A 24,193-nucleotide genomic window follows, 5' to 3' on the forward strand; every position below is an offset into this window, starting at 1 on the left:
GCACAGCCGTTTCCGCGGCCCACCAGTGACGGGCACGCTATTTCTTTGTCACACAACGTTTTCCAGAGGTACCCATGTCATCCCTCCGTATCGGTCCGCTCGAACTGAACAGCCCGGTCGTGCTGGCGCCGATGGCGGGAGTGACGAACGTCGCATTCCGCACGCTGTGCCGCGAACTCGAACTCGAACGGGCCGGCAGCACGTCGGGCCTGTACGTGTGCGAGATGGTCACCGCCCGTGCCCTCGTCGAGCGGCACCCGGTCACCATGCACATGACGACCTTCGGCCCCACCGAGACACCACGGTCGCTGCAGCTGTACACCGTCGATCCCGACACCACCTACGCCGCGGCGAAGATGATCGTCGACGAGAACCTCGCCGACCACATCGACATGAACTTCGGATGCCCGGTGCCGAAGGTGACCCGCAAGGGCGGAGGGTCGGCCCTCCCCTACAAGCGCCGGTTGTTCGGGCAGATCGTCGCGGCCGCCGTCCGCGCCACCGAGGGCACCGACGTCCCGGTCACGGTCAAGTTCCGCATCGGGATCGACGACGAACACCACACGCACCTCGACGCCGGTCGTATCGCGGCCGCCGAGGGTGCCGCCGCCGTGGCCCTCCACGCCCGGACCGCTGCGCAGCGGTATTCGGGAGCGGCCGACTGGGACGAGATCGCCCGGCTGAAGGAACACGTCACCGACGTGCCCGTGCTCGGCAACGGCGACATCTTCGACGCCTCCGACGCCGAGAAGATGATGGCGCAGACCGGTTGCGACGGCGTCGTCGTCGGTCGTGGCTGCCTCGGACGCCCGTGGTTGTTCGCCGAACTGAGCGCCGCGCTCGGTGGTCGCACGATCCCCACCCCGCCGAATCTCGGTGAGGTGACGCAGATCATGCGCCGGCACGCCGAACTTCTCGCCGACCACCACGGCGAAGACCGCGGCCTGCGCGACATGCGCAAGCACATCGCCTGGTATCTGCGTGGTTTCCCGGCGGGTTCGGAGATCCGCAACGGCCTCGCCCGGGTGTCGACGCTCGCCGAGCTCGACGATCTGCTGGGCAAACTCGACCACGACGTGCCCTTCCCCGCCGATGCCGAAGGCCCGCGGGGCCGTCAGGGCTCCCCGAGCAGCGTCGCACTGCCCGACGGCTGGCTCGACGATCCCGAGGACACCTGCGTGCCCGAGGGCGCCGACATGATGCACTCGGGCGGGTAACCCGTCCCGGCACGTGGTTCCGGACGACAGACGGATCGACCGATGGATGTCGTGCGACACAGCCGCGTCACGGTCACATGCAACAGACGATCAGTATCATTGCGGAGTCCTCGCGACGGTCGCCCGTGAGCGATCACGTGGACGACGACGGATGACGAGGCGGTACGACCGCGGAAAGAGCAGGTATCGGTGGACGAGGAGCACGAGACAGGATCCCCGGATCCTCGCGCTCCCTGGGAAAGGCCGATAGCCGACAGCAGCTACCGCGAATCCCGCTCGTCCCGCCGCAGCCGCTCCGGTGGAGTGCACCGCTCCGACGACACCGACGACGATTCGCGTCGTCACGAGAGCGCACGCAACCGCCGTGCCGCGGACTCGGACGATCCGGAGCAGCTCACCGTCGCCGAACTGCTCGACAAGATGGGACGCCGATCCGATCCGTCCCCTCGATCGGATCCGCCCACCGACCCGCCTCCTGCCGATCCGCCGCACACGTCCACCTCGTCGCTGCCCCCGGCCCGTCCCCGTGACCCGGAATCCGCCCGGCACGTCGCGCCCGAGGAGACCGGACGCGCGGAGCTCCCGCGCAGGACGCCGCCCCCGGCTGCTCCGCCGACTCCTTCGGGACCGCCCACCCCTCCGGTACCGCCGACCTCTTCGGGCCCGCCGACCACGGTCGTACCGCCGGTGCAGCCCGGCGCTTCCCGGGTGCCTCCGGGGCCGTCCCGGCCCCGGCCGCGGGAGAATCCCGTCCCGCCGCGCACCCAGGCGCCGGACCGGATGGCCGGATCTCCCTCTTCTCCCCCTTCGGTACCGTCTGCGCCGCCCGCGCGTCCGGTGCCCCCCGCGGATTCCCGCCCCGTGTCTCCTGCGGACTCGCGTCCGGTGCCTCCCGCGGACTCGCGCCCCGCACCGCCGGCGGAGCCGCGTCCCCCGATCGAGCCGCGACCGGCGCCTCCCGTCGGGTCGCCGCAGACGCCTCCTCCGCGACAGCAACCGCCTATCGCGGACGAACAGCCGACCGTCAAGATCGACGCGGTGTCCCCCGCGGGTGTTGCATCGCACGCCGAGGACGAGAACGACGACAAGGCGACGGACGAGAAGGCGCACGGCTCCGCTCGGCCGCGCACGGTGGGCAACGCGACCCTCGGGCGGCTCGCACAGAGCAAACAGCGCAAGCGGAAGCGTCTGAGGTTCGCGGCGAGAGCGGCGGTGGCGTTCGTCTCGGTCCTCGCGCTCCTCGGCAACGGCGCGGTGTGGGGATACGTCCGGTCCACGGAGGCCGGCTTCTCCCAGATCGCCGCGCTCGACACCGAGTCGGAGGACATCGTCGACCCGGTCGGTCAGACCGGCGACGAGACCTATCTGATCATCGGCACCGACACCCGCGCCGGTGCGAGCGGTGAGATCGGCGCCGGAACCGTCGAGGACGCCGAGGGCGCTCGTGCCGACACCGTCATCCTCGTCAACATCCCCGCCGACCGCAGCCGCGTGGTCGCGGTGTCGTTCCCCCGGGATCTGGATGTCGAGCGACCGGTCTGCCGCGGATGGGACAGCGCGACCGGCGAATACGATTCCGAGCTGTATCCGGCCGCCGAAGGCGACAAGCTCAATGCCACCTACGCCCTCGGCGGACCGAAGTGCCTGGTCAAGGTGATTCAGAAGATGTCCGGACTGAAGATCGGCCACTTCGTGGGCATCGACTTCGCCGGCTTCGAATCGATGGTCGACGAGATCGGCGGTGTCGAGGTGTGCACCTCCATACCGTTGTACGACAACGAACTCGGTCCCCTGATCGAGACTCCCGGCACCCACACGCTCGACGGCAAACGGGCACTCGACTACGTCCGTGCCCGCAAGATCGACCAGGAGGGCAACAGCGACTACGGCCGGATCAGCCGGCAGCAGAAGTTCCTGTCGTCGCTGCTGCGCTCGACGTTGTCGAACAAGGTGCTGTTCGACCCCGGGAAGCTCAACGGCTTCATCGGCGCCTTCACTCGCGCGACCTTCGTCGAGAACGTCAACGCCGAGTCGCTCGTCAAGCTCGGACGTTCGATGCAGAACGTCGAGGCGGGTGCGGTGTCCTTCCTGACCATCCCCACGGCCGGCACCAACGACTGGGGCAACGAGATCCCGCGCACCGACGACATCAAGGCGATCTTCACCGCGATCATCGACGATCTCCCGCTGCCGGGTGAGAAGCGGGAGGAGGACCCGACGGAGGTCGCGGCCGCTCCCCCGGCCGAACCGCTGCCCGCGCAGCTCGCGGTCGATCCGTCGACGGTGTCGGTGCAGGTCTCGAACGCGTCGGGTCTGTCCGGACTGGCGGCCCGCACCGCCGAGGAGGTCGCCGCCTACGGCTTCCCGGTCTACTCGGTGGGCAACTACGCCTCCGGGACGAGCAAGCAGACCGTGATCCGCTTCAGCGAAGGCCAGGAGACCGACGCCGCGACGGTGGCCTCGGCCTTCCCCGGCGCAGTACTGCAGGAGGCTCCGCCCTCGGCCCAGCTGGGCAGCATCGTGGAGATCGTCCTGGGCACCAGCTTCGACGGCACCGTCGTCGCTCCCACCCCGGCGGGCACGCCGCTCGCCCCGATGGAGATCCAGACCCGGTCGGAGTCGTCGGTCGAGCTCCCCGCCGATCTCGCGATCACCAACGCCGCCGACGATTTGTGCACGTAGACACCACTGTTCGGCCGTCGACGTTCACCTGTGGTTCATCCGATGCTCGCCGTTCGGACCGATCGAGGTCGTAGGCTGTGCCATTATGCGCGTCGTCTACAACGAACAGATGGGCGAACTCGGTGATCTCCTCGGGGAGATGGCCGGGCTCGCCGGGACCGCGATGGAGCGGTCCACCAGAGCTCTTCTCGAAGCCGATCTCGCTCTCGCCGAGCAGGTGATCGACGAGCACGAGAAGATCACCGATCTCGGCGCGATCTGCGAGGAGAAGGCGTTCCAGTTGCTCGCCCTGCAGGGTCCGGTCGCCGGCGATCTGCGTGCCGTCGTCAGCGGCATCCAGATCGTGGCCGACATCGACCGCATGGGTGCGCTCGCACTGCACATCGCGAAGGCGACGCGCCGACGTCATCCCAAGCACGTGCTCCCCGACGAGGTGAAGGGTTACTTCGCCGAGATGGGACGGATCGCGGTGGCCCTCGGCGCCGCCACACGCGAGATCCTCGAGACCCGTGATCCCGCCCGGGCCGCCCGCCTCCACCACGAGGACGAGGCGATGGACGACCTGCACCGTCATCTGTTCACCGTGCTCATGGACCGCGAATGGGACCACGGGGTCGCGGCCGCCGTCGACGTCACCCTGCTCGGCCGCTTCTACGAGCGGTTCGCCGATCACGCCGTCGAGGTGGGCCGCCGCGTCATCTTCCTCGTGACGGGCAAGCTCCCCACCGAGGAGGAGATCCGTCAGCTCGTGGAGAAGGTGGACAGTCTGACCGTCTACCCGGAGAACCCCTGAGCCCAGGAACTACCGAGCCCAGGAACTACCGAGCCCAGGAACTACGGAGCCCAGGACCAGCGCACGAACGACGAGACCCCGACCGGACGGATCCGGTCGGGGTCTCGCGTATGCGAAGAGGCTCAGCCGAAGCGGCCGGAGATGTAGTCCTCGGTGGCCTTCCGGCTCGGGTTCGAGAAGATCTTCTCGGTGTCGTCGATCTCCACCAGACCACCCGGACGACCGGTCGCCTCGAGGTTGAAGAACGCCGTCTGGTCGCTCACACGCGCGGCCTGCTGCATGTTGTGCGTGACGATGACGATGGTGAAGTCCTTCTTCAGCTCACCGATCAGGTCCTCGATGGCCAGCGTCGAAATGGGGTCGAGAGCCGAGCACGGCTCGTCCATGAGCAGCACGTCGGGCTGGACTGCGATGGCGCGGGCGATGCACAGACGCTGCTGCTGACCACCGGACAGGCCACCGCCCGGCTTGTCGAGGCGGTCCTTGACCTCGTTCCACAGGTTGGCACCGCGCAGCGACTTCTCGGCGATCTCGTCGAGGCTCTTGCGGTCGCGCACGCCCTGCAGCTTGAGGCCGGCGACGACGTTGTCGCGGATCGACATCGTGGGGAACGGGTTGGGACGCTGGAAGACCATGCCGATCGTCTTGCGCACACCGACCGGGTCGACGTTCGGATCGTAGATGTCCTCGCCGTCGAGGAGGATGGATCCTTCCACGCGGGCACCGGGCGTCACCTCGTGCATGCGGTTGATCGACCGGAGCACGGTGGACTTGCCGCAACCGGACGGGCCGATGAAGGCGGTGACGTTCCGCGGCGGCACGGACAGCGTCACGTCGGCCACGGCGTGGAACTTGCCGTAGTAGATGTTGACGTCCTTGAGATCCAGACGCTTGGCCATTACCGGCTCCCTACTGGTGTATCGATGTGAGAAGAGGTCTGTGGGTTACTTCTTGCCGACCTGCGAGTACCGGCTGATCAGCTTGGCCGCGATGTTGAGGACCGCGATGACCAGGATCAGGGTGAGCGCGGCGCCCCAGATGCGCTGCGAACCGGCGTCGGTCGGGTTGTTCATCTCGGCGACCATGACACCCGGGAGGGTGCCCTGCTCACCGCCGAACAGGTCGAAATTGATGAAGGGCGCGTAGCCGACGAGGATCAGCAGCGGCGCCGTCTCGCCCATGACGCGGGCCAGGGCGAGCATGATGCCGGTGATGATGCCGGCGAGCGAGGTGGGCAGCACGATGCGCGCGATGGTCTTCCACTTGGGCACACCGAGCGCGTAGGACGCTTCGCGCAGGTCCTGCGGGACGATGCGCAGCATCTCCTCGGTGCTGCGCACGACCACCGGCACCATGAGCAGCACGAGTGCGAGCGCCACCGCGAAGCCCGACTTGGGCATCCCGAAGGTCGACACCCACAGTGCGTAGATGAACAGCGCCGCGACGATCGACGGGACACCGCTGAGGATGTCGACCATGAACGTGGTGATCCGGCCGAGCCGCGACCTGCCGGCGTATTCGACGAGGTAGATCGCGACGAAGACGCCGAGCGGGATGGAGATGATCGCACAGACGAGTCCCTGCAGGAGGGTGCCGACGAGGGCGTGGTAGATGCCACCGCCCATCGACGAGGACGTCAGTCCGCTCAGCGAGTGCGTGAACCAGGTCGGCGAGATCAGGGCGGGCAGGCCCTTGGCGACGACGGTGAACAGCACCCAGGCCAGCGGGATCAGCGCGACGACGACCGACAGCGTGACGAGCACCGTGGCTGCGGTGTCCTTGACGCGGCGACGTCCGCTGACCCGCTGGAAGGCCGGGGGCTTGACCGGCGAGGAGAGTGCGGTGGTCGACGTGGTGGTGGTCGACATGGGTCAGTCCTTCTTTCCTGCGACGATCATGCGCGCGGCGGCGTTGACCACGAAGGTGAGCACGAAGAGCACGAGACCGGCGGCGATGTAGGCGCCCGCCTGGATGTCGTTGTTGAACTCGGCGTATCCCAGCGCGATCTTGGACGCGATGGTCGCGCCGCCGTCGAACAGCGACCAGGAGAACGCCTGCGAGGTGGTGCGCAGGATGAGGTACAGCGCCATCGTCTCGCCGAGCGCGCGGCCGAGACCGAGCATCGAACCGCTGATGTAGCCGGACTTGCCGAACGGGATGACGGTGGTCCGCACGACCTCCCAGCGGGTCGCGCCGAGCGCGAGCGCGCCCTCGATGTGGGCCGTCGGGGTCTGCACGAACACCTCGCGGCTGACCGCGGCGATGGTCGGCAGGATCATCACGGCGAGGACGATGCCGGCGGTGAAGATCGTTCCGCCGCCCACGATGGAGCCGCTGCCGGTGGCGAAGAGCGGAAACCAGGCGAGGTTGGTGTTGAGCCATTCCGCGACGGGGCGCAGGAACGGGGCGAGGACGAGCATGCCCCACAGTCCGTAGACGATCGACGGGACCGCGGCGAGCAGGTCGATGACGTACGCGAGCGGTTTCCGGAGCCGGTCGGGCGAGTAGGAGGTGAGGAAGATCGCGATGCCCAGCGCGACGGGCATGGCGAGGAACAGCGCGAAGAAGGAGACGAGCACCGTCACCTGGAACAGGTCGAGGACACCGAACGCCATGTCGGTGATGTCCTGCGTGATCCAGTCACGGCTGGTGAGGAAGTTGACCTGGTTGCGTTGCAGTGCCGGGACGGCGCGCCAGACGAGGAAGACTGCGATCGCGCCGATGATCACGGAGATCAGGACCGCGGAGCCGGATGCCAGGGAGCCGAAGATTCTGTCTCCCGGCCGCACGACTGCCTTGCGTGCCCGGTCCGGGGATGGGGGTGGGGTGCTGATCGTGTCCTCCGTGATGCCGGTTGCACCGCCCGTTCCTGAGCGGGTCGGTTCGTCGGCCGCGATGGAGACCGACGTGTTGTGCGCGTCACTCATGTGCGCTCGCAATCCTTCTCAGCGTATTCGTCAGGAACGGGCGGGTCGATGATCCCTCGGTCACTCACCGGAGCGAGGGATCGGCGGTCATCCGGCGGCGATGGCGTCGATCGACTCGGTGAGGCGGGTCTTGAAGGCGTCGGGCAGCGGGACGTAGCCCTGCTCGGACAGGCCTTCCTGACCCTCGTTCGCAGCGGAGATCAGGAACGACTTGACGGCCGTTGCGGTGTCGGTGTCGTAGCCGGCCGAGCACACGATCTCGTAGGTGGCCAGCACCAACGGGTAGGCACCCTCTTCGGAGCTGCCGAAGATCGACGACAGGTCGAGCGTGAGGTCGCCCTCGGAGGCCGGGACGAACTCGGCACCCTCGATGGCCTTGCCGGCGGTCTCCTCGGTCAGCTCGACCGGTCCGGAGCCGTTGTCGATCTTCGCGATGCTCAGACCGTTCTGGTCGGCGAAGGACTTCTCGACGTAGGTGATGGAGTTCGGCGAGCCGGCGACGGCCTGCGCGACACCCGCGGATCCCTTCGCGCCCTCACCGACGCCGCCGGTGAAGTCCGAACCGGCACCCGAGGTCCAGGCGCCGTTCGACGCGGTCTCGAGGTACTGCTGGAAGTTGTCGGTGGTGCCCGACGAGTCCGAACGCACGATCGGGGTGATGGCCGCGTCGGGCAGCGGGGCGCCCTCGTTGAGCGCGGCGATGGCCGGGTCGTTCCACTTGGTGATCGAGCCGTTGAAGATCTTCGCGGTCGTCTCGGCGTCCAGCACGAGATCGCCGACACCCTCGACGTTGTAGGCCAGGGCCACCGGACCGAAGACCAGCGGCAGGTTCCAGGCGGGGTTGCCGGCGCAGCGCTCGGCGGCCTGGGCGGCCTGCTCGTCCTCGATGGCCGAGTCGGAGCCGGCGAAGTCGATCTGGTTCGCGATGAACTGCGTGCGGCCGTCGCCGGAGCCGGTGGGGTTGTACGCGACGTTGACGGCCGCGTCCTTCTGGGAGCACACGGCGATGTAGGTGGAGACGAACTGGTCCATCGCGTTCTTCTGGGCCGACGAGCCCGCACCCGACAGGGTGGACTTGCCCTCGCAGGTCGCGGCGGAGTCGGACGCGTCGACGTCGACCGAACCGGAATTGTCGTCGGTACCGCACGCCGAGAGTGTGAGAGCTGCGGCGGCCACAACACCGAGCAGAGCGCCGTTGCGCTTGAAGTTCACCTGTTCTCCTCCGAGAAGTACTTCACACGACCGCCGCACCGGGCGGCGGCGGCCTCGTGGCGCGGGCGACGCCGGCGCCGGGTCTGCAGTACTCGACCCGCTAGTGAAGTTAGGAGGAGACGATGGACACTCGGACGACCGAAGGTTAACGGCGGATGAACACGCCGGATACACCTGGCGATGGTGTTGCGACCATCACTCGAATCCCGTCCGCGATCGGCGTGTCGGATGGCAGTGTGCGCCTCTTACGCGGTTCGTCCACGGCGCGACCGGAGGTGTTCAGGCCCGGGCGTAGGCGACGTCCACGTGGAAACGGTCGAAGCCGAGCTTGCCGTAGGTGTTCAGTGCCGCGGTGTTGTCGCCCTCGACGTAGAGCAGGACACCGGGCAGACCCCGGTCGCGGAGGTAGTGCAGGCCCGCAAGGGTGAGCAGGCGACCGAGCCCACGACCCTGCGCGGACGGGTCGATACCCACGACGTAGACCTCACCGAGCTGCGGGTCGGACGCCGTGGCCGGGTGCACCTTGGTCCAGTGGAAACCGAGCAACTTCTCGGGCTCGGCGGGATCGAACGCGAGGAACAGGCCCTCGGGATCGAACCAGGACTCGCGTCGGCGTTCCTCCACGTCGGCGGCCGTCCAACGCCCCTGCTCGGGATGCCATTCGAAGGCCGCGGCGTTGACGCGGAGCAGTTCGGCGTCGTCCTGCGGGCCACCGTAGGTGCGCAGGAGCACCGAGTCGGGGACCTCGAGGGCGGGAAGATCGTCCTGTTCGAGGGAACGACGCAACTGGAGGAGTTCGCGGACACCGGTCAGGCCGAGACGGCGCGCCACCGCCTGCGCGGCGGGCAGGTCGCCGTGCGCCCACACGCGGGTGTCGTCGCCGCCCTCGGTGAGTGCACGTTCGACGAGTTCGCGGCCGAGTCCGTGCCCGCGCCGCGGCGGGTCGACGACGACTTCGGCCATGGCCGGGTGCCCGTCCTGAGCAGGCACGACGTTCGCGTAACCGGCGACCTCACCGTCGTCTCCGAGCGCGACGAGATGCCGGGCCGCACCGTCGCGGCCGAGGGAGTGCACCGCCTGTTCGGAGATCGGCGCGGTGCCGTCGGTCTGCGTCGCGCGCGACAACACGGCGCGTACGGCCTCGGCGTGGTCGGTGGACGGGTGGTCGACGAATTCCGTATCGGTGCTCACGGAACGAATTGTGCCCCGGACTCCCCTGCGCCCGAGTCACCCGCGCCGGAATCCCCCGCGCGGGGGTCGTCGAGAAGCGTGTCGTCCACATCGTCGTCGTCGACATCGGGAGTGGCGTTGCCGCCCTTGCCGACGCGGTTGGACGGGCGCACCGCCTTGTAACCGACGTTGCGGACCGTTCCGATGAGCGCTTCGTGCTCGGGGCCGAGCTTCGCGCGCAGGCGTCGGACGTGGACGTCGACGGTGCGGGTACCACCGAAGAAGTCGTAACCCCAGACCTCCTGCAGCAACTGGGCTCGGGTGAAGACCCGGCCCGCGTGCTGGGCGAGGTACTTGAGGAGTTCGAATTCCTTGTAGGTGAGATCGAGGGGACGTCCGCGCAGGCGAGCGGTGTAGGTGCCCTCGTCGATCGTGAGTTCACCGAGGGTGATCTTGCCGGTGTTCTCCGGCCCCACCGCGATACCCGAACGGCCCATGAGCAGTCGCAGGCGCGCGTCGAGTTCGGCCGGCCCGGTGGTGGACAGCAGGATGTCGTCGAGTCCCCATTCGGGGTTGACGGCCACGAGCCCGCCCTCGGTGAGCACGGCGACGACGGGCACTGCCGACCCGGTGCTGCCGAGCAGTCGACACAATCCTCGCGCGGCCGCGAGATCGGAGCGGGCGTCGACGATGGCGATATCTGCCGAACCCGCCTCGAGCAGCGACGAAACTTCTGTAGGAGCCGGCCTGACCGAATGCGGGAGCAGCGCCAGGGACGGCAGGACCGCATCCGGATTCGGGTCGGAGGTCAGAAGGAGCAGCTCCACCGGGCCTCCAGTTCTTCGCGCGACCAGCGCGGATAGGGGTCGTAAACGTCGTGCAACAGAGTAACGCCCCGATTGTTACCGCTATGTAAGCACGAGAATTCCGTGGGCGGCCTCGGAGCGGACGGGCGCGGTCCGGCGGACGACGCGTCCGACACAATGGTGGGCGTGCGCAAACTGATCTTCGGTCTCGTAGTCCTGCTCGGACTCGCGGTCCTCGCCGACTTCGGCGCGGCGGCGTGGTCGGAATACCGCGTCTCGCGTGCGTTGCGGGAGGGTGGCGTTCTCGAGTCCGATCCGGCGGTGACCATCCACGGCTTCCCGTTCCTCCTCCAGGCCCGCGACGGCCACTACGAGAACGTCGAGATCGTGGCCGACAACGTCCACACCGATCTGCTCGGGGACATCACGGTCGAGGCCAATCTGATCGGTGCGCACGCCGAGGCCGGTGAGCTGCTCGACGGGTCGATCCGGTCGGTGCCCGTCGACCTGCTGTACGGCCGCGTCATGCTCGACGCCACCGAGCTCGGACAGCTCTACGGTATCCCCGACCTGCAGGTTTCCGCTCCCCCGGCGAGCAAGTCCGACGGCACGGGCGGATCCGGTGGCTCCGGGCCGACGACCGCCGGTGGGGTCGTCCTCACCGGCACGGTGCCCGTCGGACCGGTGGAGGCGACGGTCAGCGTCCAGGCCGATCTGGTGCTCGACGGCGACCGCGTCCACGTCGTCGCGTCGGATCTCTACTTCGGCCCCGAGGGACGCGCCGACTTCTCGGTTCCCGACGTCCTGAAGCCGGCGGTGCTCGGACTGTTCACGACGACGATCGAGCCGCAGAATCTTCCCTTCGGCGTGCGGCCCACCTTCGTCGAGGCGCGAGGTTCGCGGATCGTCATCGAGGGCGAGGCCCGCGACGTCGTCATCGATCTGCAGGAAGTGCAGACCCCCGCATGATCGCAGTGATCGTCCTCATGGTCGTGATAGTCGCCACACTGGCGGTGGGCACGGCCCTGCGCACCCGTTCCGGCACGCTCCGCGCCACCGGCGTCGATGCCTCGACGGCCAGCCACGAACTCGATCCCGCGCTGGCCACGGCGGGTGTCGGGGACGGCGTACCGGTGGTCCTGCATTTCTCGGCACCCTGGTGCGGACCGTGTGCTGCCGTGCGCCGCGTCATCGTGCAGGTTCTCGACCGCGATCCGGATTCGGCACGCGAGGTCGAGCTGGATCTCGACGAAAATCCCGTCCTGGCACGCACACTCGGCGTGCTCTCGCTGCCCACCACCTTCGTCTTCGACGGCGAGGGACGCGAACGGTTCCGCGCGTCCGGCGTTCCGTCCGCCGACGACCTGCGCACAGCCCTGTCGTCGTTGTGATCCCGGGGGTCCACCCCCGAGGTGACGTGCGTTAAACTCCCTCGCGTGCAGAACCGCCACGAGCTGATGCTCACCCGACGCCGCGCAGTCGATCTGTGCCGCCTCGGTGGCTGTTGTTGTCCCTGCTGAACGCATCGACGGGCTCGTCCCGATCCTTGCGGCATCGATGCCGCTCCACCCGATGCGTCGCCCCGCGGTCGTATGAACACCCTCCGCCCAGCGAATCAGAATCCAGCAGGAGATTCCCCATGTCCGTATCCACTCCCCACACGCCAGGCCGGCAGGTCGACGTCCGTGGCCCGCGTTTCGCGGCGTGGATCACCACCGGCGTCCTCGTCCTCGCCCTGGTCGTCGCCACCTTCTCCCCCGTCGCAGCGGCCGTGATCCTGGCCCTGCAGACGATCGTGTTCGCTCTCGGAGCGGCACTCGGCCCGCGACGCAGCCCGTACGGTGCGCTGTTCGCGAGGCTCGTCGCTCCCCGCCTCGGTGCTCCGATCGAGACCGAGCCGGTGGAGCCGCTGCGGTTCGCGCAGCTCGTCGGATTCGTCTTCGCCCTCGTCGGAACGGTCGCGTTCTTCGCCGGCGCGATCGTCGTGGGCTCGGTGGCCGCAGGCTTCGCATTGTTCGCGGCGCTGCTCAACGCCGCCTTCGGCGTGTGCCTCGGCTGCCGGACCTTCCCGCTGGTCGCCCGAATGCGTCGCGTGCCCGCCTGACCGGCGGTCACCGAACTCGACATCCCACACCTCCACTGGCACGGACCCTCGCACGGGTTCCGGTCACGGAAACCTCCCGGATTCCCTCACCGAAAGGAACACCCATGGCTCGCTCCGACGTCCTGGTCTCCGCCGACTGGGCAGAGCAGAACCTCACTGCGCCGAAGACCGTCTTCGTCGAGGTCGACGAGGACACCTCCGCCTACGACGGTGGCCACATCGAAGGTGCCGTCAAGCTCGACTGGCGCAAGGACCTGCAGGACGCCGTCCGCCGCGACTTCCTGAACCGTGAGCAGTTCTCCGAGCTCCTCTCGCGCAAGGGCATCGCCAACGACGACACGGTCGTGCTCTACGGCGGCAACAACAACTGGTTCGCCGCCTACGCCTACTGGTACTTCAAGCTCTACGGCCACCAGGACGTCAAGCTCATCGACGGCGGCCGCAAGAAGTGGGAGCTCGACGGCCGTCCGCTGTCGAAGGACGAGGTCACCCGCCCGGCCACCGAGTACAAGGCCGCCGAGCCGGACTACTCCATCCGCGCCTTCCGCGACGAGGTCATCGACTCGATCGGCACCAAGAACATCGTCGACGTGCGTTCGCCCGACGAGTTCTCCGGCAAGATCCTCGCTCCGGCGCACCTGCCGCAGGAGCAGGCGCAGCAGCGCGGCCACGTCCCCGGCGCCATCAACATCCCGTGGAGCACCACCGCCAACGAGGACGGCACCTTCAAGTCGGACGAGGACCTCGAGAAGCTGTACGCCGAGAAGGGCTTCGACGACAGCAAGGAGACCATCGCCTACTGCCGTATCGGTGAGCGCTCGAGCCACACCTGGTTCGTGCTCCAGGAGATCCTCGGCAAGAAGAACGTCAAGAACTACGACGGCAGCTGGGTCGAGTACGGCTCGCTCGTCGGTGCACCCATCGAACTGGAGGTCAACTGATCATGTGCGGCGCCCCTGTCCAGACCCAGACCCTGCCCGCCGGCGTGGACACCGAGAAGGAGACGGTCATCACCGGCCGCGTCCTGAACGCCGACGGTGAGCCCGTGGGCGGCGCGTTCGTGCGCCTGCTCGACGGCACCGACGAGTTCACCGCCGAGGTCGTCGCCTCGGCGACCGGCGACTTCCGTTTCTTCGCCGCCCCCGGCGACTGGAAGATCCGCGCCCTGTCGAGCTCCGGCAACGGCACCTCCACCGTGAGCCCCACCGCTCCCGGCGTGCACAACGTGGACGTGACGGTCGCGAAGTAATCCGGCCGGAACACCTCGTCGAAGGGCTCTGCTCCACCAGGAGCGGAGCCCTTCGTCGTACCGGAAAAGCGGTTGTCTAGAATGACCGCGTGGTCATCTTCTTCGAAATTCTGCTGGTCGCCGCGGCGCTCCTCATCACCTGGTTCGCGCTGTACACCATCTACCGCGTGGTCTCCGACGGATCGTGACGAACGACGGATCGGACGCCCAGCGGCGTAGCGGCGACGAAGCGATCGCCCGGGCCGCCGAGCGTGCTCGCGTCACCGCCGAGCTGAACATCCCCGTCCTTCCCGGGCTGCCGGGCGCCGAGGACACCGCGAACCTGCGGCTCGGCCCCGACCTGAGCCCTGCCCTGCTCGCCGTCCTCCCGATGGTCGGCGTGTGGCGCGGCGAGGGCGAGGCCAACGATCCCGAGACCGGCGACTACCCGTTCGGTCAGCAGATCACCGTCGCCCACAACGGCGGCGCGTATCTGGTGTGGGAGTCGCGCACGTGGCGTCTCGACGACGCGGGTGCGTACGTGGGCGAGGATCGGCGCGAGAGCGGCTTCTGGCGCGTGTCCGGAACGGGCGCGCCCGACAGCGACGATCCCGAGACGCTCGAACTGCTGCTGACGCACAGCTCCGGCGTCGTCGAGCTGTACTACGGCACCGCGCTCACCCAGTCCTCGTGGGAGCTCGCGACCGACGTCGTGATCCGCACCAAGTCCGGTGAGGTCGTCGGCGGAGCCAAGCGGCTCTACGGCATCGTCGACGGTGGCGACCTCGCCTACGTCGAGGAGCGCGTCACCGCCGACGGCGAGCTGAAGCCCCGGATGTCCGCCCGCCTGTCACGCCATATCGGCTGACCGGGCCTCCTACTTCCGACCCGAACGGTCCGGGCCTGTTCCCCAGTGAGGGAACAGGCCCGGACCGTTCTTCTCTCAGTCCTCTTCGACGACCGTCGTGCCGGTGGCACTCCTCTTGTCGGCATACCCACCGTTGCCTCGTGCACCGAGCGCGTCGGGTTCGCCGGCATGGACCCGGTGGACTCCGGCGTCCTCGGCATCCTCGGCGGCGTTGCCGTCCTCGCACTCGTCGGGGATAGCCCTCGTGTGGATGACGACCTCAGGTGCCGGTAGTTCCTGAGCAGCCTCGAGTTCCTCGGCCGACCGCACCTCGGGCCACTGCCGGGTGATCGGCTCCGGCCGCTCGCCCAGATCCTCGCGGATACCGCGCACCAGGCTGTACATCATGATGAAGCCCATCACGAAGAACGGCAGGCCCACGACGGTGATGACCTGTTGCAGGGCGTCGAGCCCGTCCTTACCGGTCGCGACGAGCATGGTCGCTGCGACCAGGCCCATGAGCACCGCCCAGAACAGGCGCTGGTGGATCGGTGCCTTCTCCTCGTGCCCGGCCGCCATCATGTCGAGCACCATCGCGGTCGAGTCCACCGAGGTGACGAAGAAGATCACCACCAGGATGATCGCGATGCCGGACACCAGACCGGTGAGCGGGAAGTTGCCGAGGAACTCGAACAGCGCACCCGGGATGTCGCCGTCGTCCACGACACGCTCGACGAGTCCACCCCCACCCTCGAGTTCGATGTGGAACGAGCCCATCCCGAAGATGCTGAACCAGATCACCGAGAACAGCACGGGCAGACCGAGGACACCGCCGACGAACTCACGGATGGTGCGGCCCCGCGAGATGCGGGCGATGAAGATGCCGACGAAGGGCGACCACGTGATGGTCCACGCCCAGTAGAAGACCGTCCAGGTGTTCTGCCAGCCGGAGTCGGCGAAGGTGTCGTTCCAGAACGCCAGGCGCGGCAGGGCCTCGGCGTAGATACCGGCCGACTCGATCATGCCCTTGAGCAGGAACAGGCTCGGTCCGGTGACGAGCACGAAGATCAGCAGCATCACGGCCATGCCGATGTTGAGGTTCGACAGGCGCTTGATGCCCTTGTCGAGGCCGAGGGCAACCGAGATGCCGGCCATCACCGTCACAATCGCGATGAGGGCGATCTGGACGACGCCGGATTCCTGGATGTCGAACAGCTGCGCCAGACCGGCATTGATCTGCAGGGTGCCCAGGCCGACCGAGGTCGCGACACCGAAGATCGTGCCGATGATCGCGACGACGTCGATGGTCTTGCCGATCGGGCCGTAGATGCGGCCCCCGAGCAGGGGCGCGAAGATCGAGCTGACGCGCGGCGGCAGGTGCCGCTTGTAGATGAAGTAGCCGAAGCCCAGGCCGGGCAGGGCGAAGATCGTCCAGGTGTGCAGTCCGAAGTGGTAGAGCGCGAAGCCCATGGCCTCCTCCGCGGCCTCCACGGACTGCGGCTCGACGTCCTGCATCGGCGGGTTCGCGAAGTGGGAGATCGGCTCGGCGACGCCCCAGAACATGAGGATCGTGCCGATACCGGCAGCGAACAGCATGGCGAACCACGCCAGGGTCGAGTGCTCGGGCCGCTCGTCGTCGCCGCCGAGCCGGACCCGGCCGTAGTGGGTGAAGGCGATTCCGACGAGGAAGAGCAGGAAGGTCGTGACGCCCAGGATGTAGAACCATCCGAGGTTCGTCATGATCCAGTTCGACGCGGTACTGAAGATCGAATCGACGCCGTCGGTGAACAGGATCGTCACCACGACGAAGAGCAGCGCGATGATCGCAGAAGAGAAGAAAACCCCCGGTGACGTGCGCAATCTTAACGAATCGTGAGCTTTTTGAAGTATCGGCACCAAACTGGTGTACCCAAAACGGACGAACTTGCACACCCGAAATGTCGACCTCGCCCGAAACGCGAACAGCCCCCGAGCCGCACCGCCGCACGGATCGCTCCGTGGGTCGGCGGTCCCGATCGGACGGATCGGGAGCTCGGGGGCCGGGTGACTACCTGGGATTCGCCAGCCGCGCGCGGTCGGTGAATTCCGTCGTCGGCAAGCAGCTAGCGGGTAGCCACCTCACGCGTCCGAATATCAATCACTTCCAGACCACCTCCTTCCTCGTGTACCAGCGAAACTACGCTTCGTTCACGAGGCGGGCAACGCATTTTTCTCGACGCGAACGACCAGGTCGGCGGCGGTGTCCGCGGGCAGTCGATGGGTGACCACCACGACGGTGCGCTCGGGGCCGACCAGGTGCGCGTCGCGGTCCAGGAGGAGGCGCTGCAGCAGGTCGGCGCTCTCGTCGTCGAGATGTTCCGTGGGTTCGTCGAGCAGCAGGATCCGTGCGGACGTCAGCAGTGCCCGGGCCAGCAGGAGGCGTCGGCGCTGCCCACCGGAGACGGTGCGGGCTCCGGCTCCCAGGACGGTGTGGACGCCCTGCGGGAGTCCGTCCACCCACTCCTCCAGTCCCACGGCATCGAGTGCGGCCAGCGCCTCGTCCTCGTCCACGTCGCCCCGCGCGACACGCAGGTTCTCGAGGATCGACGTGCCGAACAGGTGGGCGTCCTCCGCGAAGAAGCCGATCTTCCGGCGCAGGGCCGCGGGGTCGATGTCGGCGAGGTCGACACCGTCGAGTGTCACCGTGCCCCCGCGTGGGGCGAGCAGGCCCGCGAGCGTCATGAGCACGGTGGTCTTGCCGCTGCCACTGCCGCCCACGATCGCGACGCGAGAGCCCGGCCGCAGATCGAGGTCGACCGGTTCGGTGACCGGTCCGCCGGACCATCCGCCTCGCAGGCCCACCGCACGTAGCCGGCCGGGTCCGTCGGCCGGTTCGGTGCCGTGCGGCACCGTCCTGTCGGCGCGGTCGAGCATCTCCGTGATGCGACCGGCCGCCAGGCGTGCGCGGTTGAGGGTCTGCGCGGCCGCCGGGAGGACGGCGGTGGCCTCGAACGCCGACAGCGGCAGCAGGACGAGGATGCCGAGTGTCGTCGGGCTCATGGCCGCCGGACCGGAGCCGAAGACGGCGATACCGACGAGGAGGGCACCGAGCACGCTCGCGCCGACCGCGAGCGGTGCGGCCGCGTCGGCGAACGCCGCGGGGACCGCAGAACGGTCGGTGGCACGGACGGACGCGACGTTCGCGGCGCGGGCCCGCCGGGCGAGCGTGTCGAGTCGTCCCGCGACCCGCAGTTCCGCCGCGTGGTCCAGCACCGTGACCGCGTCCTCGGTGAAGCGGGTCCACGCGGCGTTCGCATCGGCGTCCGCGCGGGCGGCGGCGCGAGCCGACAGCCACGGCGCGAGCACGCCGGCGACGAGCAGCGCCACCGCGAGCACTACGCCGGCGGCGGGAGCGATGACGGTGAGGGTCACGACCGCCGCGACGGAGAGCACCGCTGCGACGGCGATGGGCACGAGTGCGCGCACCACGACGTCACCGAGAGCGTCGACATCGGCACCGGTGCGCGCGAGGAGGTCGCCGCGACCGAGGCCCAGGGCCGCGGCCGGGTCGCCGTCCGCGAGTCGCCGGTAGAGATTCGCCCGGGCCGAGGTGGTGCCGCGTAGCGCGGTCTCGTGCGTCGCGAGTCGTTCGAAGTAGCGGAACAATCCGCGGGAGATGCCCAGCGCTCGCACCGCGACGACCGCGACGGTCAGGTCCAGGACGGGCGGCATCTGCCACGCGCGCACGATCAGCCACGCCGAGAGACCGGCGAGCAGCAACGCGCTGCCGAGGGTCGCGACACCGGCGAGGACGGCGAGCAGCACCCGGCGCGGTTCGGGTTCGAGCAGGCCCATCGCCCGCCGCAGGTCCTTCATCGGGATCCCTCCCCGTGGACGGTGACGACCTCGTCCGCGATCGCGAGCAGGGTGGGGCGATGCGCGACGACCAGCACCGTGCGGCCGGCCGCGGCGAGACCGCGCAGCGTGTCGAGCACGGTGGCCTCGGTGTCCTCGTCGAGGTGGGCGGTCGGTTCGTCGAGCAGCAGGACCGGGCGCGGGGAGGCGAGGGTGCGGGTGAGCGCCAGTCGCTGACGTTGGCCGAGCGACAGGCCCGTGCCGCCCGCCCCCACGACGGTCTCCCAACCGTCCGGGAGTTCGGCGAGCACGCTGTCGAACCCGGTGGCCGCGCAGACGTCGTCGAGTTCGGTGGTGTCCGGGTCGACACCGGTGAGTCGCAGGTTGTCGGCGAGCGTGCCGGGCAGTAGCACCGGCCGCTGCGGAAGCCACGCCACCTGCGACCACCAGTTCTCGTCGCCCACGACGGGACGTCCGTCGACGGTGACGGTCCCCTCGCTCGGCGCGGCGAGTCCGAGCAGCGCCAGCAGGGCGGTGGACTTACCGGCCCCGTTCGCACCGGTGAAGACGGTGATCCTTCCGGGACGGCAGATCGCGTCGAGTCCGTGCGGGGCGCAGCCGTCGCGGCCGGGCACCGAGACACCGTGAAAGACGATCTCGCGGTTCGCGACCCGGTCGGGGCCGGCCGTGTCCGTGGAGGCGCGGCGCGAGGAGACGTCGTTCGGCGCCGAGTCGAGCACGGCGAACGCCTTGTCGGCTGCCGCCATCCCGTCCTCGGCGGCGTGGAACTTGTTGCCGACGGTGCGCAGCGGGAGGTAGGCCTCGGGCGCGAGGATCAACGCGATGATGCCGGCCTCGAGGGGCATCGACCCGTAGACGAGGCGCATGCCGATGCTCACGGCGACGAGGGCGACGGACAGCGTCGCGAGGAATTCGAGGACCGTGCCGGACAGGAACGCCACGCGCAGGGCCGACATCGTCGTCGCGCGGTGCTCGTCGCCGAGTTCGCGCACGCGATCGGCGGGTCCCTTCTCGCGACCGAGGGCGCGGAGCGTGGGAAGACCCGCGAGCAGGTCGAGCAGCTGCGACGACAGTGTCGTCATCGCGCGCAGGGTACGGTCGGCCTTGCCCTTGGTGAGCAGGCCGATGAGGATCATGAAGATCGGGATCAGCGGCAGGGTGATCACGACGATGATCGCCGAGGTGAGGTCGTGCAGGGCGATCACGACGATCGTCACCGGAGTGAGGATCACCGCCAGCAGCAGCGCCGGCAGGTAGCCGGTGAGATAGTCCTTCAGCCCGTCGAGCCCGCGGGTGAGGACCACCGCGATCTCGTCTCGTCGCGGGTCGAGTTCGCGCGGAGGCAGGTTCGCTGCGGACCCGAGGACCTCGTGTTCGAGTTCGGCCACCACGCGGGTCGCGGACCGGTGGGCGTACCGCGACTGCAGCCACGTCACCGCGACCCGCACGACGATCGCCGCCGCGAGGATCGCCAGTTCGGTCGTCCAATCGCCGACGGACCGGGCCTCGGTGGTGATGACGCCCGCGAGGACCCGGCCGAGCATGAGCGCGGTGACGACGACCATCACGACGTCGATCACCGAGGTGACCACGGTCAGGACGAGATATCCGCGGGCCGCGGCCGAGTAGCGCCACAACCGCGGGTCCACCGGACCCCGCCGGCGCGCGGGCGCATCGGCGGGGGCGGCGGACTGCGTCATGCTCACTTCGAGCCGATCTTCAGACCGATCGAGTGCGGGATGTGGTCGGTCGACAGACGCTGACGGAACACCCAGTACGTCCAGCCCTGGTAGGCGAGGACGACCGGGGTCATGAACGCCGCGGCCCACGTCATGACCTTCAGTGTGTACGGGCTCGACGACGCGTTCTCGATCGTCAGCGACCAGGACGGGTCGAGTGTCGACGGCATGACGTTCGGGAACAGCGACGCGAACAGCAGCACCGAAGTCGCGGCGATCGCGACGGTGGTGAACACGAACGCCCAGCCCTCACGCGCGGCGGCGGTCAGTGCGACCACCGCGAGCAGGGAGACTCCTGCCACGGCGACGAGCGCGATCGTCCAGCCCTTGCCGTAGGCGAGCTGGGTCCACACCACGAAGGCACCGGCCACGAGGACGGCGGGCACGGCCAGCTTCCGCGACATCGCCACGGCATCGGTGCGGACCTGCCCCTCGGTCTTGAGCGCGATGAACACCGCACCGTGCAGAGCGAAGACCAGCGCCGTCGTCGCGCCGCCGAGCAGGGCATACGGGTTCAGTAGATCGAAGAACCCGCCGACGTACTGCTTGTCGGCGTCGATCGCCACGCCGCGCACGATGTTGGCGAACGCCACCCCCCACAGCACGGCGGGTACCCACGAGCCGAAGATGATCCCCCAGTCGCAGCGGCGACGCCAGGTCGGGTCGTCGATCTTGCCGCGCCATTCGATGGCGCACACCCGCACGATCAGGGCGAGCAGGATGAGCAGCAGCGGGAGGTAGAAGCCGGAGAAGAGGGTCGCGTACCACTCGGGGAACGCCGCGAACAGCGCACCGCCCGCGGTGATGAGCCAGACCTCGTTGCCGTCCCAGACCGGACCGATCGTGTTGAGCAGCACCCGGCGCCGGGTGTCGGCCTCGACGGTCCTACCGCGGCCGAGCACCGGGAAGTGCATGCCGACACCGAAGTCGAACCCCTCGAGGACGAAGTAGCCGGTGAACAGCACTGCGATGAGGATGAACCAGATTTCCTGAAGTCCCATGTCCGCCCACTCCTAGTACGCGAAGGACAGCTGTTTCGGCTGCGTGTCGTCGGTGTCGTCGTTCGAGCCCGGCGGCTGCGCGTCGTGCTCCTGCGGGCCTTCCATCGCGTACTTGCGGATGAGCCAGAACCACACCACGCCGAGCGCCGCGTAGACGAGAGTGAAGGCGATCAGCGAGGTGAGCACCGTTCCGGCCGCGTGATCGGAGACACCCTGATCGACGGTGAGCCGGATCATGTCCACGCCCGTGGGGTTCGGATGAACCACCCAGGGCTGTCGGCCCATCTCGGTGAAGATCCAGCCCGCGCTGTTGGCGAGGAAGGGCGTGGGGATCGCGACGAGCGACAGCGTCGAGAACCACTTCTGGTCGGGCACCCGGCCGCCGCGGGTGACCCACAGCCCGGCCAGGGCCAGCGCCGCGGAACCGGCGGCGAGGCCGATCATCGCGCGGAACGACCAGTAGGTGACGAACAGGTTGGGCTTGTAGTTGCCGGGGCCGAATTCCTGTTCGTACTGCGCCTGCAGGTCCTCGACGCCCTGGAGGGTCACGCCGCTGAACTCGCCCTCTGCGAGGAACGGGAGAACGAACGGCACGTCGAGGACGTGAATGACGCCGTCGCAGTCGTTGTGCGTGCCGATCGTGAGGATCGAGAAGTTGGGGTCTGTCTCGGTGTGGCACAGCGACTCGGCCGAGGCCATCTTCATCGGCTGCTGCTCGAACATGAGCTTGGCCTGGACGTCGCCGGTGACGAACAACCCGATGCCCGAGACGATCATGACCATCAGGCCGAGGCGGGTCGCGGGGCGGAACAGTCCGCGGGCATCGTTCTCGAGGCGCTGGGCCTCCTCGGGTTCCGAGGTGCGGAGCTCGGCGGCGCGTCGCATGTTGCGGACCATCCACCAGCCACCGATGCCGGCGACGAAGGTTGCGGCGGTGAGGAATCCGCCGGCGACCGCGTGGGGGAAGGCCGCGAGTGCGGTGTTGTTGGTGAGCAGTGCCCAGATGCTCGTCAGCTCGGCGCGTCCGGTCTCGGGGTTGTAGGTGGCGCCGACGGGATGCTGCATGAACGAGTTCGCCGCGATGATGAAGAAGGCGGAGGCGTTCACGCCGATCGCGACGAGCCAGATGGTCGCGAGGTGAACGAGTTTCGGCAGGCGCGTCCAGCCGAAGATCCACAGGCCGAGGAAGGTCGACTCCATGAAGAAGGCGACGAGGCCTTCGAGGGCGAGGGGTGCGCCGAAGACGTCGCCGACGAAGCGGGAGTACTCGCTCCAGTTCATGCCGAACTGGAATTCCTGCACGATGCCGGTCGCGACACCGAGCGCGAAGTTGATCAGGAACATCTTCCCGAAGAACTTCGTGAGGCGGTACCAGTGGTCCTTGCCGGTGACCACCCACATCGTCTGCATGATCGCGACGAGCGGCGCGAGGCCGATCGTCAACGGCACGAGGATGAAGTGATACACCGTCGTGATCCCGAACTGCCACCGGGACAGATCCAAGACATCCATTGCCACTCCGAGGTGAGGCCCGGGTCGATACGGAAATCCGAGCGGGGCCGACGCTGCGGTTCTCGTTCGCAAAGTCACGCCGGCAGCACTGCTCCGGCCTTGCTACTACCGAATGTAGTAGCTATTGCGCGAAGTGGAACACGTTCGTGTCGCCCGACACATCGGACTCACGTCACATCGGATACGGATGACCCGCGGGGGCACACCCCGCCTCGCTCACCCGGCGGCGTCGACCGCCTCGTCGACGAGGCCTTCGATCTCGCCCTCCTGGACCCGCGAGACCAGCGCGTGCCCGTTGAGCGTGTGCACCCGCACCGCGAGCGCCACACTCGAGATCAGCCAGACACCGTCGGCGACGACGAGATCCGCCGGGCGCAGCGGTTCGTACCGGACCGTGAAGTCCCGCTCGCCCGCCAGGTCGAACAGCGCCTGCTGCGTGGTGCCGGGAAGGATCCCCTGCTCCGGCGGCGGCGTGAGCAGCGTCCGGCCGCGCGCGACGAGCACTGTCGACCGCGGACCCTCGAGCACGTAGCCCTCGGCGCTGACGAAGATCACGTCGTCGGCGCCGACCGACTCGGCGTGACGCAGTGCCGCCATGTTCGTCGCGTACGACAGCGTCTTGGCGCCGAGGAGCTGCCACGGCGCCTTCTGCGCCAGATCGGTCGAAAAACCCCGCTCGAGGGTCACCACGGACACGCCGTCGCGCCGCGCGATGCCGACGCGCTCGGCCACGGGCGTCACGAGCAGGAAGGCCGTCGGCGTGTCGGCGCCCTCACGACCACGCGTGTAGACCAGGCGCAGGACGCCCTCCTGCTCCGCGCCCCACTGCTCGAGTGCGACGTCGACGGCGAGCCGCCAGTCGTCGCGGTCGGGTTCGGGCAACTGCGCGGCGGCCGCGGACGCCGCGAGCCGGGCAAGATGCAGTTCGAGCGCACGCGCCCGACCGCCTCGCACGAGCAACGTCTCGAACACCCCGTCGCCACGAAGAACACCGAAATCGTCGGCGTGCAGAAGGGGTGCGTCCGCATCCCTCACCTCGCCGTCCAGCGTCACCAGCACCCGCTCAGCCATGGCGCTCAGCCTAGCCACTGGCAGACCCG

General features: G+C 68.5%; 23 protein-coding genes. 11 read left to right on the forward strand and 12 right to left on the reverse strand.

What is annotated here, in order from left to right; translation table 11 throughout:
- Window positions 1–74 precede the first annotated feature (74 nt).
- The 3 genes from dusB to phoU all read left to right on the forward strand — a co-directional run bounded on the left by dusB (window position 75) and on the right by phoU (window position 4,692).
- The gene (gene dusB, locus B9C99_RS07720) at window positions 75–1,217 is read left to right on the forward strand and encodes a tRNA dihydrouridine synthase DusB (protein WP_088897469.1); all 1,143 of its coding nucleotides are present in this window, start codon (window positions 75–77) and stop codon (window positions 1,215–1,217) included.
- 780 nt (window positions 1,218–1,997) lie between these two features.
- Entirely contained in the window at window positions 1,998–3,899 is a 1,902-nt protein-coding gene (locus B9C99_RS07725) for an LCP family protein (protein ID WP_253250012.1), read from the forward strand.
- A gap of 85 nt (window positions 3,900–3,984) precedes the next feature.
- A complete protein-coding gene (gene phoU / locus B9C99_RS07730) occupies window positions 3,985–4,692 on the forward strand; it encodes a phosphate signaling complex protein PhoU (RefSeq protein WP_016695572.1) in 708 nt (235 codons plus the stop codon).
- Window positions 4,693–4,814: 122 nt separating this feature from the next.
- Here phoU and pstB read toward each other — a convergent pair whose 3' ends face one another.
- The 6 genes from pstB to B9C99_RS07760 all read right to left on the reverse strand — a co-directional run bounded on the left by pstB (window position 4,815) and on the right by B9C99_RS07760 (window position 10,828).
- A complete protein-coding gene (gene pstB, locus B9C99_RS07735) occupies window positions 4,815–5,591 on the reverse strand; it encodes a phosphate ABC transporter ATP-binding protein PstB (protein ID WP_016695573.1) in 777 nt (258 codons plus the stop codon).
- Between the two features lie 45 nt (window positions 5,592–5,636).
- Window positions 5,637–6,560 carry a phosphate ABC transporter permease PstA gene (gene pstA, locus B9C99_RS07740; protein ID WP_016695574.1) on the reverse strand — a complete coding sequence of 308 codons (924 nt, stop codon included), beginning with the start codon at window positions 6,558–6,560 and terminating at the stop codon, window positions 5,637–5,639.
- Between the two features lie 3 nt (window positions 6,561–6,563).
- Window positions 6,564–7,619: a phosphate ABC transporter permease subunit PstC gene (gene pstC / locus B9C99_RS07745; protein ID WP_016695575.1), complete on the reverse strand. Its 1,056-nt coding sequence runs from the start codon at window positions 7,617–7,619 to the stop codon at window positions 6,564–6,566.
- An 87-nt stretch (window positions 7,620–7,706) separates the two neighbouring features.
- The gene (gene pstS, locus B9C99_RS07750; protein WP_088897471.1) at window positions 7,707–8,831 is read right to left on the reverse strand and encodes a phosphate ABC transporter substrate-binding protein PstS; all 1,125 of its coding nucleotides are present in this window, start codon (window positions 8,829–8,831) and stop codon (window positions 7,707–7,709) included.
- Window positions 8,832–9,110: 279 nt separating this feature from the next.
- Complete coding sequence (mshD, locus tag B9C99_RS07755) at window positions 9,111–10,022, reverse strand: mycothiol synthase (protein WP_088897472.1); 912 nt, start codon at window positions 10,020–10,022, stop codon at window positions 9,111–9,113.
- Window positions 10,019–10,828: a response regulator transcription factor gene (locus B9C99_RS07760; RefSeq protein ID WP_088897473.1), complete on the reverse strand. Its 810-nt coding sequence runs from the start codon at window positions 10,826–10,828 to the stop codon at window positions 10,019–10,021. The genes mshD and B9C99_RS07760 overlap by 4 nt, the downstream gene beginning before the upstream one ends.
- Before the next feature lie 165 nt (window positions 10,829–10,993).
- On the opposite strand from B9C99_RS07760, the gene B9C99_RS07765 reads away from it, so the two are divergent.
- From B9C99_RS07765 to B9C99_RS07795, 7 genes are all read left to right on the forward strand, one after another.
- Window positions 10,994–11,776 carry an LmeA family phospholipid-binding protein gene (locus tag B9C99_RS07765; RefSeq protein WP_081314531.1) on the forward strand — a complete coding sequence of 261 codons (783 nt, stop codon included), beginning with the start codon at window positions 10,994–10,996 and terminating at the stop codon, window positions 11,774–11,776.
- Window positions 11,773–12,198 carry a co-chaperone YbbN gene (locus tag B9C99_RS07770; RefSeq protein WP_088897474.1) on the forward strand — a complete coding sequence of 142 codons (426 nt, stop codon included), beginning with the start codon at window positions 11,773–11,775 and terminating at the stop codon, window positions 12,196–12,198. The genes B9C99_RS07765 and B9C99_RS07770 overlap by 4 nt, the downstream gene beginning before the upstream one ends.
- Before the next feature lie 45 nt (window positions 12,199–12,243).
- Entirely contained in the window at window positions 12,244–12,327 is an 84-nt protein-coding gene (locus B9C99_RS26340) for a putative leader peptide (protein WP_363887211.1), read from the forward strand.
- A gap of 119 nt (window positions 12,328–12,446) precedes the next feature.
- On the forward strand, window positions 12,447–12,911 hold the full coding sequence (locus B9C99_RS07775) for a DUF4395 domain-containing protein (protein ID WP_088897475.1): 465 nt from the start codon (window positions 12,447–12,449) through the stop codon (window positions 12,909–12,911).
- Between the two features lie 104 nt (window positions 12,912–13,015).
- On the forward strand, window positions 13,016–13,852 hold the full coding sequence (locus B9C99_RS07780; RefSeq protein ID WP_016695582.1) for a sulfurtransferase: 837 nt from the start codon (window positions 13,016–13,018) through the stop codon (window positions 13,850–13,852).
- A 2-nt stretch (window positions 13,853–13,854) separates the two neighbouring features.
- Window positions 13,855–14,160 (forward strand): DUF1416 domain-containing protein, encoded by a 306-nt coding sequence (locus tag B9C99_RS07785; protein ID WP_006551801.1) that lies wholly within the window; start codon window positions 13,855–13,857, stop codon window positions 14,158–14,160.
- Between the two features lie 184 nt (window positions 14,161–14,344).
- Window positions 14,345–15,007 carry an FABP family protein gene (locus B9C99_RS07795; protein WP_088897476.1) on the forward strand — a complete coding sequence of 221 codons (663 nt, stop codon included), beginning with the start codon at window positions 14,345–14,347 and terminating at the stop codon, window positions 15,005–15,007.
- A 75-nt stretch (window positions 15,008–15,082) separates the two neighbouring features.
- Here the strand turns inward: B9C99_RS07795 and B9C99_RS07800 are convergent, their stop codons facing one another.
- Window positions 15,083–16,789 (reverse strand): BCCT family transporter, encoded by a 1,707-nt coding sequence (locus B9C99_RS07800; RefSeq protein ID WP_253250013.1) that lies wholly within the window; start codon window positions 16,787–16,789, stop codon window positions 15,083–15,085.
- Here B9C99_RS07800 and B9C99_RS26090 point away from each other — a divergent pair.
- Entirely contained in the window at window positions 16,725–16,862 is a 138-nt protein-coding gene (locus B9C99_RS26090) for a hypothetical protein (protein ID WP_232622240.1), read from the forward strand. The genes B9C99_RS07800 and B9C99_RS26090 overlap by 65 nt on opposite strands.
- 311 nt (window positions 16,863–17,173) lie before the next feature.
- On the opposite strand, the gene cydC is transcribed toward B9C99_RS26090, so the two are convergent.
- From cydC to B9C99_RS07825, 5 genes are all read right to left on the reverse strand, one after another.
- Window positions 17,174–18,841, reverse strand: coding sequence for a thiol reductant ABC exporter subunit CydC (cydC, locus tag B9C99_RS07805; protein WP_088897478.1), 1,668 nt, complete (start codon window positions 18,839–18,841; stop codon window positions 17,174–17,176).
- On the reverse strand, window positions 18,838–20,541 hold the full coding sequence (gene cydD, locus B9C99_RS07810; protein WP_088897479.1) for a thiol reductant ABC exporter subunit CydD: 1,704 nt from the start codon (window positions 20,539–20,541) through the stop codon (window positions 18,838–18,840). The genes cydC and cydD overlap by 4 nt, the downstream gene beginning before the upstream one ends.
- A gap of 2 nt (window positions 20,542–20,543) precedes the next feature.
- Window positions 20,544–21,581 carry a cytochrome d ubiquinol oxidase subunit II gene (cydB, locus tag B9C99_RS07815; protein ID WP_088897480.1) on the reverse strand — a complete coding sequence of 346 codons (1,038 nt, stop codon included), beginning with the start codon at window positions 21,579–21,581 and terminating at the stop codon, window positions 20,544–20,546.
- Window positions 21,582–21,593: 12 nt separating this feature from the next.
- A complete protein-coding gene (locus B9C99_RS07820) occupies window positions 21,594–23,093 on the reverse strand; it encodes a cytochrome ubiquinol oxidase subunit I (protein ID WP_088897481.1) in 1,500 nt (499 codons plus the stop codon).
- A 216-nt stretch (window positions 23,094–23,309) separates the two neighbouring features.
- Window positions 23,310–24,164, reverse strand: a complete 855-nt coding sequence (locus tag B9C99_RS07825) for an aminodeoxychorismate lyase (RefSeq protein WP_088897482.1) — start codon at window positions 24,162–24,164, stop codon at window positions 23,310–23,312.
- Between the last annotated feature and the right edge of the window lie 29 nt (window positions 24,165–24,193).

Source organism: Rhodococcus sp. BUPNP1, assembly GCF_002215235.1.
In the GTDB taxonomy this organism is placed as follows: Bacteria; Actinomycetota; Actinomycetes; order Mycobacteriales; family Mycobacteriaceae; genus Rhodococcus.

Bases quoted from the DNA above. Each gene is read 5' to 3' on its own strand.
- dusB (WP_088897469.1), top strand. From the start codon at position 75: ATGTCATCCCTCCGTATCGGTCCGCTCGAACTGAACAGCCCGGTCGTG.
- B9C99_RS07725 (WP_253250012.1), top strand. From the start codon at position 1,998: ATGGCCGGATCTCCCTCTTCTCCCCCTTCGGTACCGTCTGCGCCGCCC.
- phoU (WP_016695572.1), top strand. From the start codon at position 3,985: ATGCGCGTCGTCTACAACGAACAGATGGGCGAACTCGGTGATCTCCTC.
- pstB (WP_016695573.1), bottom strand. From the start codon at position 5,591: ATGGCCAAGCGTCTGGATCTCAAGGACGTCAACATCTACTACGGCAAG.
- pstA (WP_016695574.1), bottom strand. From the start codon at position 6,560: ATGTCGACCACCACCACGTCGACCACCGCACTCTCCTCGCCGGTCAAG.
- pstC (WP_016695575.1), bottom strand. From the start codon at position 7,619: ATGAGTGACGCGCACAACACGTCGGTCTCCATCGCGGCCGACGAACCG.
- B9C99_RS07770 (WP_088897474.1), top strand. From the start codon at position 11,773: ATGATCGCAGTGATCGTCCTCATGGTCGTGATAGTCGCCACACTGGCG.
- B9C99_RS07775 (WP_088897475.1), top strand. From the start codon at position 12,447: ATGTCCGTATCCACTCCCCACACGCCAGGCCGGCAGGTCGACGTCCGT.
- B9C99_RS07780 (WP_016695582.1), top strand. From the start codon at position 13,016: ATGGCTCGCTCCGACGTCCTGGTCTCCGCCGACTGGGCAGAGCAGAAC.
- B9C99_RS07785 (WP_006551801.1), top strand. From the start codon at position 13,855: ATGTGCGGCGCCCCTGTCCAGACCCAGACCCTGCCCGCCGGCGTGGAC.
- B9C99_RS26090 (WP_232622240.1), top strand. From the start codon at position 16,725: ATGATCCAGTTCGACGCGGTACTGAAGATCGAATCGACGCCGTCGGTG.
- cydC (WP_088897478.1), bottom strand. From the start codon at position 18,841: ATGAAGGACCTGCGGCGGGCGATGGGCCTGCTCGAACCCGAACCGCGC.
- cydD (WP_088897479.1), bottom strand. From the start codon at position 20,541: ATGACGCAGTCCGCCGCCCCCGCCGATGCGCCCGCGCGCCGGCGGGGT.
- cydB (WP_088897480.1), bottom strand. From the start codon at position 21,581: ATGGGACTTCAGGAAATCTGGTTCATCCTCATCGCAGTGCTGTTCACC.
- B9C99_RS07820 (WP_088897481.1), bottom strand. From the start codon at position 23,093: ATGGATGTCTTGGATCTGTCCCGGTGGCAGTTCGGGATCACGACGGTG.
- B9C99_RS07825 (WP_088897482.1), bottom strand. From the start codon at position 24,164: ATGGCTGAGCGGGTGCTGGTGACGCTGGACGGCGAGGTGAGGGATGCG.